Genomic DNA, 12,784 nt, shown 5'->3' on the forward strand with positions numbered 1-12,784 from the left:
CTTACAGTTCGCTTGCGAGCCCTTCTAATTCATCCGCCGATGCCGATACGTGTGTCATCGCTTCGTGAATTTCACTAACCGCTTGTACACATGCTTTCATTTCATCATCAATACGCACGTTATATTGGCAAATCCGTTCAAGCGCTGACGCAAATTCATCAAAAAACGTATACACCGTTTCTATTCCGTTTGTACTCTCGGTCACTGAAAGCGATGCTTGTTCGAGCGATTGCGACATGGCTAAAATGTGATGATGAATGTCACTTAATACGCGCGCAACATCTGCAACGGACTGTTTCGTTTGCGTAGCAAGCTTACGCACTTCGTTAGCGACGACCGCAAACCCTTTGCCATGTTCTCCTGCTCGCGCCGCTTCAATGGATGCGTTCAATGAAAGCATATTTGTTTGATCGGCAATCGATGTGACAAGAGATGCGATATGTTCAATTTCTTTCATCGCTTGTTGAAGCTTGTCCATATTCGTCTCAATTTGTTTCATTTTTTCGTTCATTTGTAACATGTTTTCGACTTGCATTTGCAACTGTTGTTTTCCTTGCGTCGATTTTTCTGCGCTCGCTATCGCTACGGTAGACGCTTCTTTTGCCGCTTGTGAAATGCTTGTTGCTTGTTCGTTTAATGACGAAACGGAAGCGCTTACTTCATCAGATGCGTGACTTAACTGTTGCAGCGATAATTTCACTTGTTCTTTCATTTGTTGTTTTAACGTCTCCATTTGCAGACGAAGCAATTCGTTCTCTCGTTCATATTGTTCAAGAACGAGTTGTTGTTCAACGTTTAACATTTTCGAAACCGTTTTCATGACTACAATGACATACGATTGTTGAGGCAATTGCTCTAGCATCACCGCTAAAATTTCCTCAAGTAAATGTTGAAACGAAGCGATATACCATTTCGGCTCTAAGCCGATGCGCACATGCGCTTGGGCAACGCGACGTCTTTTTTCAATAAACGCTTCATCGATGTTTCCACTGAACATTTCTTTTACATGTACCGTTAACGTTTGTTTTAGTCGCTCAATCGTGCTATGTTGTTGAATGATGGAAAGTAGATGGTTTTCTTTTTGAAGCGCTCCGTAAAATGCGTCAACGATACGTGCAATGTTTGTTTCAATATATGGTTGAACATATCGTAAAATTGCGACATCTTTTGTTGTCATACCGATGAGCGCAAGTTGCCGTTCGACCGTTCCTTCATGGAGGCGAATCGGCTCTTCTTTCATTTGTAAAATCGCTTCAAGTTGTAAATCGCGCTCCTCTTGTTTTCGTTTAAACAAAATAAAACCCCCCTTAACTCATATAAACAGCTTGCTTACATGTTTATGTTAACAAAAGGAATGAAAAAAGAAAACACCCATTTAGTTGGGTGCTTTCCATTGTTCGCCTAACATGCGAATCGAGTCGATGACCGCATCTAGTTTGCCTTCGATCCGATGCAGTAAATAAAACGTCACCGCAATCGGAAAACCGACATCGGAAAGAAGCGACAAATAGGCTTCCATCTTTCTCATCCCTTTCTTTTTCGGTTGATATATAACAAGGTGCCCCCGAAACATAGGGCACCCGAACCGTTTACATAAACGTCCATTCTGTGATCGTTGTGTCAATGAGGCGCGCGCCTTTTTTCGCCATTAGATCGCCTCCACTTGATGGAAAGACGTTTGCAGCAATGATCACATCCATCACATTCGCAACTTGTATTTGTGTAACATCGTCACGCGGAGCATCAACGCTCAAACGAACGGTCTTTCCTTCCTCATTTACAAACTGTAATTCAAGTGTTTTCATTTGTTATCCCTCCTTACTCGCCTAATACATGCACATCGTTGCGATACACGTGAACGAGCGGGGCGCTTTGCAAAGATGCAAGCGCTTGAGCGACAGAGACGAGCGAGCTTTCCGTTGCGTTCGGTTTAATCGTATACGTCTTATTTTTATATAGCGGTTTGCCCGCCTCTGTTACGCCCACTTCAAACGTTAAACGAAGTTGTGAACGTTGAAGCATGTTCCTCCCCTCCTTTCACTTATAACTATCGCAACGATGACGGCGAAAGGTTAGGGACTACACCCATTTTTCTGCCCATTTTTGCACAGCTTCCATCACAATATGCAAATCCTTTCCTTTTTCCGTTAATTCATATTCAATGCGCACAGGCTTTTCAGGGTAAACGTGGCGAACAACGATGTGTTCTTCTTCTAATTCTTTTAATCGTTCTGTTAACATTTTTTGGCTAATTTCTGGAATGCTTTCTGCTAAATCTTTAAACCGAAGCGGTCCGCGAAATAATACGTGAATAATAAGTCCATTCCATCGCTTTCCAAGCAGTTGAAACGCCGCTTCAATTTTCGGACAGACATGTGAATGCTCCATGAATGATCACCCTATGCATGAAATTTGACAAACTTATTGTAACTAAATTAATATAAACATTGTTTCTAACAAAAAGTAAGTTATTTTCTTTTATAAAGGAGGATTATATATGCTTTCGATTATTGAACAACGGCAATCCGTCCGAAAATACGATCCGAACGCTTCGATTTCGAAAGAACAATTAACAAAACTGTTGCAGTTAGCAGGAAAAGCGCCTTCCGCTTGGAATTTACAACATTGGCATTTCGTCGTCATTTACGGAAAAGAAGCGCAACAAAAGCTCCTTCCGATCGCCTACAACCAACAACAAATTGTTGATGCTTCCGCCGTTGTTGCGGTGCTTGGCGACTTAGAAGCCAATAAAAAAACAGATGCCGTCTATGATCAGCTTGTCGCAGAAGGAAAAATAACAAAAGAAGTGAAAGAAACGCTCGCCAAGCAAATTGAACAGGCGTATACAAACAGCCAATATGCGCGCGATGCGGCATTTTCAAACGCATCATTAGCTGCGATGCAATTCATGCTCGCGGCAAAAGCGGAAGGTTTCGATACGTGTGCGATCGGCGGTTTTGACACACAAGCATTTGTGGAAGCATTCAACATTCCTAAGCGCTACGTTCCAGTTATGCTGATTACAGTCGGAAAAGCGAGCGCACCTGCTCATCCGTCGTACCGTTTACCAATCAACGAATTAACGACGTGGGTAGAGTGATAAGAAAAGCGCCCCCATTTCGCCATTTTTGGCGCTGCGAAGATCGCACAAACACCGAGGAGGCTTATCGGGCGGAGCGCATCACACCGATGGCGCTTGGAGCTAGACATCTCCCTGTACCCGATTTCCTATCTTTTAAAAAAGACCCGTTTTAAGACGGGTCTTTTTGTTCACATGTTGGCAACATGATCCGAACCCGTGTTCCTTTGCCGACTTCGCTTTCAATTTGCATCGTGCCTTTATGTTCATGAATGATTTTCATACTCGTCGTTAAGCCAAGTCCCATACCTTTTTCTTTTAACGTATAAAACGGTTCGCCGATATGTTTTAACCGCTCTTGTTCGATGCCTTTTCCTGTATCTTCGATGACGACATAAACGCAATCGACTTCATCTTTTGCGGAAATCGTGAGCCTTCCCCCTTTTGGCATCGCTTCTAATGCGTTTTTCACGATATTGACAAATACTTGAATGAGCTCGTTTTTGTCCCCGTATATCATTGCGGATGTGCGCGGTTCGTATTTCATTTGTACGTTTTGTAAAATTGCTTCATACGTAAACAACCCGAGCACATATTCGAGCACGTCGTGTAAAGCAAGCGGTTTGTACGCTTTCATTTGCGGTTTCGCAAGCACGAGCAGTTGGGTGACGATTTGATTGACTCGTTCAATTTCATCTAACATAATTTGTACAAATCGCTCATCCACTTCTTTCGTCTCTTTCATCATTTGCAAAAATCCTTTAATCGACGTTAACGGATTCCGAATTTCATGAGCGATCCCAGCTGCCAACTCGCCAATCACTGACAGTTTTTCTTTTTTCAACAACAGCTGTTCGGCAATTTTTTGTTGTGTAATGTCGCGCCCGATGACGACAAGTCCTTTTCTCTTGCCGTTTCCATGAAATAGCGGCACTTTAATGACGTCAAACGTTTTCATTTCACCGTTCGGCATCGAAAACGACTCTTCTGCGCGCGTCACCGTTTTCGCTTGCCACGCTTCTTCATCGGAATCGATGCAATAAAGTAACGCTTCGCGAAAATGAGGAGTGTACTCTGCGAGCTCGGCATCTGTTTTTCCTTTATAGTCGACATGCTCAAGCCCATATAGTTTTAAACCGAAATCGTTGACTCTTAACCAACGGCCTTGTCCATCTTTAAACGATACGAAATCAGGCATCGCATGAATAAGCGTTAACAATTCTTGTTCGCTTTCTTCCATTTGTTTTAACTGGCGATGTTTCCTTAAAGCGATATACATAAATACAGCAGATAAAATAACAAAAAGCGAGCCTTTGAGCGTCTGAACATATGGTGCGATATGTTGAGGAATCGGTAATTTCTCCACATACCAATCGGTCAATACAATCCAAGCAACACTTACAATCACATAAATAGAAATCGCGTATTTCATCTGGCAACGAAACCTTTCTTTACATCTCTCTCATCCATTGTGCGAGCTTCATCGCAAGTGGCAACACATGCTCTTCGTCTAACACGTTCGCAAGCGATTGTTGGAGGCGTGATTCAATATTTGCTAAATCGTCATAAGTGACATGTATCGACCATTCTAAAGAAGGAATGGCGACAACGATATATTGTTCTTTTTTATTTTCATAAATGTATACGTTTTGTTGAGTAGAGTTTTGTTGAACTGATACTTTTCTTATTTTCATGTTGCTCATGCCTTTCCATTTTTTATTATCATAGCACAAAAAATTCCCATCGTTCAAAACATTTTTTTAGGCAAATACGCTATTTTCCGCCCTTTTTTCGCCTCATTTTCTGTATTTCCCTAAGGGAAACACCGCATATGCCTAACATAAACGGGACGTTTTTTCCTACTTTCTGTTTCGTGCAACGTAAACGTTTTTGATAAGCTACATGTAACCGCGGAATATGTGAGGGCGCGCCTTCAAGAAAGGGATATATATGTTGTTTGAAACGGTTGTCGAACAATATCGCCCGCTCATTTCATATATCATTCGCCAATTACATATTCATCGCCACGTCGATGAATATGTGCAAATCGGTTTAATCGCGCTTTGGGAAGCGTACGAACGGTATGATGAAACGAAAGGTTCGTTTTGTACGTTTGCCTTTAAAATGATTCGTTGGCGCATCGTGTCGCAGCTTCGCAAAGAAACGAAAAACGTATACGTCCCGTTGCCAGATGAATATGTGTTAAAAGAAGATGTCGATTTTTTTGCCAATATCGTATGGGAAGATGCGATGCGACATTTATCACCACGCGAGCAAATATGGCTCGTTCGTCACGTAATGGAAGGAAAAACGTTCAAACAAATTGCTGCTGAAGAAGGCGTCACCGTCAATGCGGTGAAGCAATGGCGCATGTCCGCTGTAAAAAAGCTACGGCAATATGTTAACTGCGCGGTCGATCCATGTAGTAATATAAAACATCGCCACCGCGCTGCGCCACACCACGAAAATGTTTAAAATCGTCTTGCTGGACGAGCACATGACGAAACGTTAAAAAATGTTCTTTTTTCACAAGCACATACGGAATATCTCTTGTGCGCAATTGTTGCAAAAGTTGCTTTGCTTCTTGTTCAGTCATCGTCATCCCTCCCTCTTTGTTTTAACGTGGTTACGGACACATGTCAATACGATGTGCGAATGCCTAATTTTGTCATATCGACACACGTCTATAAAAAATACACATACAATGTTGGTGGATTCTAAATGAAAGAAAGGAAGATGAACGATGAATGACTGGAATATGTATGAAGATTTCCGCTTAGATCAACAAATGATGCCGCAACAAACGCAACCGATGCCACAGATGATGCCGACGCCGCAAATGATGCCGGGCGATTGTGGGTGTGGCATGCCAATGGGACCGATGTGGCCGATGGGACATATGATGCCACAGCAAATGCCACAAATGATGCCGATGCCGCACATGATGCCACAGCAAATGCCACAAATGATGCCGATGCCACAGATGATGCCGCAACAAATGCCACAAATGATGCCGGGCGGTTGTAGTGCACCGATGTGGCCGGGAATGCCCATGTCGTATGGACCACAGCGTTAAAAATAGTTGAAAATGCCCTTTACGAACGAGGAAAAATCATGCAAAATAGAAAAAAGGTTTAAAAATTCAAAAGTAAAGGGGATTTTCAATGAAAAAAGCGCAAATTGGCGACGTCATTGAATTTAAAAATGGGTTGCGGGGAATTGTGGAAAAAGTAAACGAAAATTCGGTCATTGTCGACTTAACGTACATGGAAAACTATAAAGAACTTGACTTGCAAGAACGGACGGTCGTCAACCATAAAAATTACAAAATTGTTGAATAACGAAAAGAGGGCTGCTTATTGTTGATGAGACAGCCCTCTTTGTTGTCCACATTGCTCTTTCATCTCGCTACATTCGTAAATATATACGCCTTGCTTTTCCGAAAGCGCGGCATAATACATCGCTTCTGCCACTTGTTTTGCTGCAATCGGTTTATATTTTTCCCATTTGCCAACGAACGCAAACGAAAAACCGTGACAAAGCCATTCCGCTGTTTTTTCACCGAGACGAAATTCTTGTCGCTCTCCCATTAATAAAGATGGGCGGAAAATGTGAAGCGAACGAATCGTAAGTCGCTGTAGCGCTTCTTCCGTTTCTCCTTTCACGCGATTGTAAAAAAACATCGAATGCGGATGAGCACCGATCGCAGAAACGAATAAAAACGTTTTAACATGACATTTTTCTGCCAGTTTCGCAGCACGCAACGTATATTCGTAATCGACTTTAATAAATTGTTGCCTTGTTTTCGCTTTTTTCATCGTCGTCCCTAAACAGCTAAACACATCATCAACATGAAAATATTCTTCATATTGTTCGATGTGGTTAAAATCAACGACGACTTGTTGTAATTTTTCATGTTTGAACGCCATCGGCCGTCGAACAAATACCGTTACTCGTTCATAATGCTCTGAACGAAGCAACCGTTGGAGAAGCTCGCCTCCGACTAATCCGCTTGCCCCGATCACAAGAGCAGTTCTCTGTCTCAAATGAAGACCCCCCAGACGAAAAAAGGTTCGTAACAATTTGTCATTATATACCCATTTGCAAAAAAAAACTAGGTGTGTTTTATGAATTTTTTAAGGCTGGCGTATAAGCCAGCCTTACTAGCGATTATCCACTTTTTCTGGATATAAGTCGTGGTTTAATAAACGATATTCCGCCATTTTTTCGTATTTTGTCCCCGGGCGTCCCCAGTTGCAATACGGGTCGATCGAAATGCCGCCGCGCGGTGTAAATTTGCCCCATACTTCAATGTAGCGTGGTTCCATAACACGAATTAAGTCGTTCATAATAATATTGACGCAATCTTCATGAAAATCACCATGGTTGCGAAAGCTAAATAAGTATAACTTCAATGACTTACTTTCAACACATTTTTTATCAGGGATGTAACTAATGTAAATTGTTGCAAAATCTGGTTGTCCGGTTTTTGGCAACTGCTTTTTGTAGAGCAGGTGGACTATATCTTATTCTTATTCGACTGCGATATCGAATAAGAACCCTTGCGCTTCCACCACGATATTTTCATCGTGATGTACTCTACTCTCTTCCTTTATCACTACTTTTACTCGCTTCGTGATAAAGTGATTTCGATAGTCTCTGCACCTTCCTTAAAGAAAAAGGCTGTATACATCGCACTTTCTTCTTTAAGGCTTGGCTCAGGGTTGGAGAAATAGGGTTCTAATAAATGGATAAGACGATTCTCTTCTTGAATTCTCATATAATAATTCTCTTGTCGATGGATATTGCGATGACATGCAGAACACAAACATTTGTAAATTTTACTAAAGTTTTCTTTATGGAATTTATGCATTTCTGAAATGACAGACAGTGTGTCTAAACAATTACGTTTATCTAAATAAAAGCAAATAGCATCAAAAATTTTTGTAAAAGATAGGAGATGATGTCCATTACAAGTAATGGATCTGATTCCACAGCACTCACAAGTATAGTCTTTTTCAATAACGATATATCTATTCCAAGTGTCAAGAACATACTCTTTCACACTAAGACGATCAATGTGTTTATAGACCTGAGAACTGTAAAATCCACCTTTCCAATTCGAATTATTTTTCCCTCTTTGTTTTTTGGATAGATTTTCTTTAAATTCCTCTGATCTTTTCACATTTTTATTTGAAGCAGAAATTTTATTTTTTATTTCTTGAGCCTTCTCTTTACCATAAATATCCTCATAACTTTTCCCTTTATACATAATCTCTGCTTTTCTTTTATTAGAAATCGAATATCTTTCCTTTTTCCTCTTCACTATGTTTTCAAAAACATCTAATCCGTACTCCGCAATAATCCTTTCTCTTTCCGAGTGCCTAGGTAACCCGTGAATCTGCCTCCACCTTTCAAGACTAGACCAATCCATACCTAATTCAATGGACAACTCACGAATACTTTTCCCAATGTAAATAAACTGCTCAGTAAACCATCCCTTATCTCTCCAAGGTGTACCGTACAATACAAACACCCTTTCACGAACACATATTCCTATGCTTGTATTGTACATAAAAATTCAGATAATTTCCACCCTTTTTCTCTTCCCCTGAATTCACAAGGTTTAGCCGACAGTGTCACCACTGAAGTGTGCCCTCATTGACACAAGCTCGTAAACTCCGGACAGTTAAATTTTACAAAGTAGTCGCGATCTGGATGTTTGTTATCAAACACTTCAAGAATGTCTGGGCTGTATTCGAATACATATTTCGTTCCTTGGTTGCCAAGAAGCGTGACTCCTTTTAGTTCTTCATCTTTTCTCATGTTTTTCTCCTCCTTTAGTTATACGCCGCGACGATTGCCCCATAATAACGTGTGCAGTTGCGGCAATACGCGAACGTCGTTCATTTCGTTTGATTGCACAACTTGTTCGACGAGCCATTCAAGTTTTTGTAATAATTTTAAGCGAAGCGTTATGTCGTCTGCTTCATGTATATCATCGTTGCCGACTTGAACGTAAAACGGAACGGTTGGATAGCGTTGATGCACATGTTTAGCATAAGCAAAATCTTCATCGTTAAATACGACGACTTTTAAACTCACTTGCCCGCGATGCGCTGTGAGCCGTTCCATGATTGTATCAAGCGTCGTAAAGTTTGTTTCCATGTTTGAGCTTGGCGGCTTTGGTGAAATCGTTAAATCGTCAATGTCATAAAACCAATCTTGCCATACGCTCCCTTGCGTCTCTAGTCCGATGCGTATGTTATGTTCTTTTAATAATGAAATAAGGGCACGAAGTCCTTTTAGTAACGCTGGGTTGCCCCCAGAAATCGTCACATGATTGAAACGGTCGCCGCCAAGTTGTTTCAATTGTTGCCAAATGGCTTCAGCGGTCATTTGTTTTATTTCATGTTTAGCTGAACCGTCCCACGTAAACGATGAGTCGCACCAACGACAACGGTAGTCGCATCCTGCTGTGCGGACAAACATCGTTTTTTGCCCGATGACCATCCCTTCTCCTTGAATCGTCGGACCGAAAATTTCAATAACCGGAATGCGCTCCATTATTGTTTCCCTGCTTTCGGACGATATACGACATAACTCGTTGGGGACTCTCGTACAAACACTTGGACGCACGTTGGTTTGTTTGGCAACGTGTCTAAATGTTCCTGAACGATTTCCGCAATTTTTCGCGCTACCACTTCTGTCGTCGGAAAATGCTCAGCAGCTGTATCGCTAAATACATCTTTATGGTCGTTCATGACCGTATGATCAAAGCGGTTGTGTATAAGTTTTTTCAACTGTTGAAAGTTAATTAAAAAGCCCGAATCATCAAGCTCGTCACCCGCAACCGTAATGTTTATAAAATACGTATGTCCGTGCATGTTCGCACATTGCCCTGCCGCTTCATGCGGAATAAAGTGCGCAGCCGCAATTTGCATATCTTTATTTAGCTCATAGCGAAACGGGTGAATGACTTGCGGATAAATTTGTTGGATCATTGCACACCTGCTCCTTTCTTTTCATTCATATACTGATCGAGACCACGCTTACGTAACACACATGCTGGGCATTCACCGCAACCGTCTGCGATAATACCGTTGTAGCACGTGAGCGTCTTGTGGCGCACGAATTCAAGCGCACCCAACTCATCCGCAAGCTTCCACGTTTCTGCTTTATTTAACCACATAAGCGGCGTATGAATGACGAATTCGTAATCCATCGCTAAATTAAGCGTCACGTTTAACGATTTTATAAATACGTCGCGACAGTCCGGATAGCCGCTAAAGTCCGTTTCGCACACCCCTGTCACAAGATGGCGCGCCCCTTTTTGTTTCGCCAGCACTGCCGCAAATGATAAAAATAATAAATTGCGTCCATCGACAAACGTGGATGGCAATTGCCCTTCTTTTTGCTCGATCGCTATGTCGCTTCTTGTGAGCGCATTTGGGGCGAGCTGGTTTAGTAGCGACATATCAAGCACCGTATGTGGTACGTCAAGCTCTTTGGCGATTGATGTGGCGACATCAATTTCAAGTCGGTGGCGTTGATTGTAATCAAACGTCACTGCCTCGACTTCATCAAAATGTTTTTTCGCCCAAAATAAACACGTTGTACTATCTTGGCCACCGCTAAAAACGACAACTGCTTTTTCTTTTTTCATCTTTCGCTCTCCTTTCTTACATGATGAGAAGAAAGAGCGTTCTAAAACAAAAACGCTATACCCCCTAAGGACATAGCGATCCCTAGTTTTTTTATAGAGGGTGTTCTAGAACCTCTCCTACGCAAGCAGCGTAGAATTCTTCTTCAATTGTACGCCTAACAATATACCATAAAACATATATTCATTCTATAAAAATTTATGCTTTATTTGTGAACTGTTTTCAGGATATAATAACAACAAAAAAAGTTAGGTGATTCAATATGACAAAACGTTCTACTTTTGACGCGGCACTTCAACAGCTACGCGAAAAATTAATGACGATGGTATCTGCATCTCAACAAGCGCTTCATGAATCAATTGAAGCGTTAAAAACGCAAAATATCGCAAAAGCAGATGAAATTATCGAAAACGATAAAAAAATTAACGAACTTGAGCGCGAGATTAACGAGCTGGCGATTATGACAATTTTAAAACAACAACCGGTTGCATCTGATTTACGTCGATTAATCGTTGCGCTGAAAATTTCGTCTGATGTCGAGCGCATTGGTGACATTGCAGTCAATATCGCAAAATCGGTTAAATTTATTGGCACAGAGCCACATGTAAAACCAATCGTTCACATTCCTGAAATGGCAGCAATCGTCAATGAAATGTTAGATCATGCGCTTCATGCGTTCCATAACGATGATATTGAAGAAGCGAAACGTATCGCTCTTGAAGATGATCGCGTAGATGAATTACAAGGGAAAATTATTCAAGAATTAATCGACTTAATGAGCGAAAAACCTGAGTTTACGAACCAAATTACGCAATTATCGTTTGTGACGCGCAATTTAGAGCGCGCTGGCGACCATGTGACAAACATCGCTGAAAATATTTTATATAGCGTTAAAGGAATTCGCATTGATTTAAACTATTAACATTCGGGTGCCTCATATTAGTTTGAGGCACTTTTTTCATTTGTCGATTTTTTTCCGATGTGGTGATATAATCGTTTCGGGGGAGGTGAGTAAACATGGATGAGATGCTCAAACGTATTTTTGATGAGCTCGCATTGTTGCGCGAACGTATGGCTACAAAAGACGATATCGCAAGCATTGAGCAACGCATGGCTACAAAAGATGACATTGTTGCCATAGACAAGCGTATCGGGCACATCGAGCAAACGATGGCTACAAAAGACGATATCGCAAGCATTGAGCAACGCATGGCTACAAAAGATGACATCGCTGCCATGGACAAGCGTATCGGGCACATCGAGCAAACGATGGCTACAAAAGACGATATCGCAAGCATTGAGCAACGTATGGCCACAAAAGATGACATTGTTGCCATGGACAAGCGTATCGGGCACATCGAGCAAACGATGGCTACAAAAGACGATATCGCGAGCATCGAGCAACGTATGGCTACAAAAGATGACATTGTTGCCATGGACAAGCGTATCGGGCACATCGAGCAAACGATGGCTACAAAAGACGATATTGCAAGCATCGAGCAACGTATGGCCACAAAAGATGACATTGTTGCCATGGACAAGCGTATCGAACACATCGAGCAAACGATGGCCACAAAAGACGATATCGCAAGCATTGAGCAACGTATGGCCACAAAAGATGACATCGCTGATCTTCCTCTCATTAAGCAAGCTGTATTTGAAATATTAGAAGCAGTCAATGAAATTCCAACGATCAAGCAAAACCTCGCTGAAATGTCCCAAAAACTAGATGATGTCATCCGTAAACAAGCGCAACAAGAACTTGCCATTCAATCGCTTGCTGTTCGGTCACTTGTACATGAAAACGAAATTCGCGCGTTAAAGGCAAGATAACGATCAAAAGGCTGTCTCAAGCTTCTTTGGGACAGCCTTTTCCATTTATTTTTCTTCTTTCAATAGTTGTTCAAACGACTTCACTTTCCCGTGTGGTTCGTTTTGCGCTTGCTTACGAACCGTCCATTGTCGCTCTTTTTGTCTTTTAGACTGAGTCATTCGTCTCACCTCCCTTTTTATCATTTGTTCATTTTCCTTTTTTATGACT

Annotated in this window: 20 protein-coding genes, 2 pseudogenes and 1 riboswitch; of the genes and pseudogenes, 6 read left to right on the forward strand and 16 right to left on the reverse strand. The window is 41.6% G+C overall.

The window, feature by feature from the left end:
- Position 1: 1 nt before the first annotated feature.
- From HNR43_RS00270 to HNR43_RS00290, 5 genes are all read right to left on the reverse strand, one after another.
- Complete coding sequence (locus tag HNR43_RS00270) at positions 2 to 1,294, reverse strand: globin-coupled sensor protein (RefSeq protein ID WP_183240094.1); 1,293 nt, start codon at positions 1,292 to 1,294, stop codon at positions 2 to 4.
- Between the two features lie 81 nt (positions 1,295 to 1,375).
- Positions 1,376 to 1,519 (reverse strand): YvrJ family protein, encoded by a 144-nt coding sequence (locus tag HNR43_RS00275; protein ID WP_021095644.1) that lies wholly within the window; start codon positions 1,517 to 1,519, stop codon positions 1,376 to 1,378.
- Between the two features lie 70 nt (positions 1,520 to 1,589).
- On the reverse strand, positions 1,590 to 1,805 hold the full coding sequence (locus tag HNR43_RS00280) for a DUF2922 domain-containing protein (protein WP_183240096.1): 216 nt from the start codon (positions 1,803 to 1,805) through the stop codon (positions 1,590 to 1,592).
- 13 nt (positions 1,806 to 1,818) lie between these two features.
- On the reverse strand, positions 1,819 to 2,022 hold the full coding sequence (locus HNR43_RS00285; RefSeq protein WP_183240099.1) for a DUF1659 domain-containing protein: 204 nt from the start codon (positions 2,020 to 2,022) through the stop codon (positions 1,819 to 1,821).
- A 57-nt stretch (positions 2,023 to 2,079) separates the two neighbouring features.
- Positions 2,080 to 2,388: a winged helix-turn-helix transcriptional regulator gene (locus tag HNR43_RS00290; RefSeq protein ID WP_183240101.1), complete on the reverse strand. Its 309-nt coding sequence runs from the start codon at positions 2,386 to 2,388 to the stop codon at positions 2,080 to 2,082.
- Positions 2,389 to 2,497: 109 nt separating this feature from the next.
- On the opposite strand from HNR43_RS00290, the gene HNR43_RS00295 reads away from it, so the two are divergent.
- Positions 2,498 to 3,100 (forward strand): nitroreductase family protein, encoded by a 603-nt coding sequence (locus HNR43_RS00295; RefSeq protein ID WP_183240103.1) that lies wholly within the window; start codon positions 2,498 to 2,500, stop codon positions 3,098 to 3,100.
- A 151-nt stretch (positions 3,101 to 3,251) separates the two neighbouring features.
- On the opposite strand, the gene HNR43_RS00300 is transcribed toward HNR43_RS00295, so the two are convergent.
- Together HNR43_RS00300 and HNR43_RS00305 are read right to left on the reverse strand one after the other, a co-directional pair.
- A complete protein-coding gene (locus HNR43_RS00300) occupies positions 3,252 to 4,511 on the reverse strand; it encodes an ATP-binding protein (protein ID WP_183240105.1) in 1,260 nt (419 codons plus the stop codon).
- Positions 4,512 to 4,530: 19 nt separating this feature from the next.
- Positions 4,531 to 4,773 (reverse strand): YueH family protein, encoded by a 243-nt coding sequence (locus HNR43_RS00305; RefSeq protein ID WP_183240108.1) that lies wholly within the window; start codon positions 4,771 to 4,773, stop codon positions 4,531 to 4,533.
- A gap of 256 nt (positions 4,774 to 5,029) precedes the next feature.
- On the opposite strand from HNR43_RS00305, the gene HNR43_RS00310 reads away from it, so the two are divergent.
- Entirely contained in the window at positions 5,030 to 5,554 is a 525-nt protein-coding gene (locus tag HNR43_RS00310) for a sigma-70 family RNA polymerase sigma factor (RefSeq protein ID WP_183240110.1), read from the forward strand.
- On the opposite strand, the gene HNR43_RS00315 is transcribed toward HNR43_RS00310, so the two are convergent.
- Positions 5,481 to 5,675, reverse strand: coding sequence for a hypothetical protein (locus HNR43_RS00315; RefSeq protein ID WP_183240112.1), 195 nt, complete (start codon positions 5,673 to 5,675; stop codon positions 5,481 to 5,483). The genes HNR43_RS00310 and HNR43_RS00315 overlap by 74 nt on opposite strands.
- Before the next feature lie 147 nt (positions 5,676 to 5,822).
- Here HNR43_RS00315 and HNR43_RS00320 point away from each other — a divergent pair, with 147 nt between their 5' ends.
- Positions 5,823 to 6,155 (forward strand): hypothetical protein, encoded by a 333-nt coding sequence (locus HNR43_RS00320; RefSeq protein WP_183240114.1) that lies wholly within the window; start codon positions 5,823 to 5,825, stop codon positions 6,153 to 6,155.
- Between the two features lie 88 nt (positions 6,156 to 6,243).
- On the forward strand, positions 6,244 to 6,420 hold the full coding sequence (locus tag HNR43_RS00325; protein WP_003396733.1) for a YkvS family protein: 177 nt from the start codon (positions 6,244 to 6,246) through the stop codon (positions 6,418 to 6,420).
- 15 nt (positions 6,421 to 6,435) lie between these two features.
- Here HNR43_RS00325 and HNR43_RS00330 read toward each other — a convergent pair whose 3' ends face one another.
- The 7 genes and pseudogenes from HNR43_RS00330 to queC form a co-directional block, all read right to left on the reverse strand.
- A complete protein-coding gene (locus HNR43_RS00330) occupies positions 6,436 to 7,125 on the reverse strand; it encodes an oxidoreductase (RefSeq protein WP_246346198.1) in 690 nt (229 codons plus the stop codon).
- 117 nt (positions 7,126 to 7,242) lie between these two features.
- A pseudogene (queF, locus tag HNR43_RS00335) lies at positions 7,243 to 7,572 on the reverse strand (preQ(1) synthase); the annotation flags it as partial.
- A gap of 131 nt (positions 7,573 to 7,703) precedes the next feature.
- Positions 7,704 to 8,606, reverse strand: a complete 903-nt coding sequence (locus HNR43_RS00340) for a hypothetical protein (protein WP_183240117.1) — start codon at positions 8,604 to 8,606, stop codon at positions 7,704 to 7,706.
- 137 nt (positions 8,607 to 8,743) lie between these two features.
- Positions 8,744 to 8,905: pseudogene (locus HNR43_RS00345) on the reverse strand (preQ(1) synthase); the annotation flags it as partial.
- A gap of 18 nt (positions 8,906 to 8,923) precedes the next feature.
- Entirely contained in the window at positions 8,924 to 9,646 is a 723-nt protein-coding gene (gene queE / locus HNR43_RS00350; protein WP_183240119.1) for a 7-carboxy-7-deazaguanine synthase QueE, read from the reverse strand.
- Positions 9,646 to 10,083 (reverse strand): 6-carboxytetrahydropterin synthase QueD, encoded by a 438-nt coding sequence (gene queD, locus HNR43_RS00355; RefSeq protein ID WP_055440294.1) that lies wholly within the window; start codon positions 10,081 to 10,083, stop codon positions 9,646 to 9,648. The genes queE and queD overlap by 1 nt, the downstream gene beginning before the upstream one ends.
- A complete protein-coding gene (queC, locus tag HNR43_RS00360) occupies positions 10,080 to 10,745 on the reverse strand; it encodes a 7-cyano-7-deazaguanine synthase QueC (protein WP_183240122.1) in 666 nt (221 codons plus the stop codon). Before queC ends, queD begins: the two co-directional genes overlap by 4 nt.
- Positions 10,746 to 10,821: 76 nt before the next feature.
- Positions 10,822 to 10,866, reverse strand: a riboswitch (PreQ1 riboswitch).
- 139 nt (positions 10,867 to 11,005) lie between these two features.
- Between queC and phoU the strand changes: the two genes are divergently transcribed.
- The gene (phoU, locus tag HNR43_RS00365; protein ID WP_006321631.1) at positions 11,006 to 11,665 is read left to right on the forward strand and encodes a phosphate signaling complex protein PhoU; all 660 of its coding nucleotides are present in this window, start codon (positions 11,006 to 11,008) and stop codon (positions 11,663 to 11,665) included.
- A 95-nt stretch (positions 11,666 to 11,760) separates the two neighbouring features.
- Positions 11,761 to 12,576: a hypothetical protein gene (locus tag HNR43_RS00370; RefSeq protein ID WP_183240124.1), complete on the forward strand. Its 816-nt coding sequence runs from the start codon at positions 11,761 to 11,763 to the stop codon at positions 12,574 to 12,576.
- A gap of 45 nt (positions 12,577 to 12,621) precedes the next feature.
- Here HNR43_RS00370 and HNR43_RS14065 read toward each other — a convergent pair whose 3' ends face one another.
- Entirely contained in the window at positions 12,622 to 12,735 is a 114-nt protein-coding gene (locus tag HNR43_RS14065) for a DUF6254 family protein (protein ID WP_221248102.1), read from the reverse strand.
- Positions 12,736 to 12,784: the final 49 nt, after the last annotated feature.

Source organism: Anoxybacillus mongoliensis, assembly GCF_014201515.1.
Taxonomy (GTDB): domain Bacteria; phylum Bacillota; class Bacilli; order Bacillales; family Anoxybacillaceae; genus Anoxybacillus; species Anoxybacillus mongoliensis.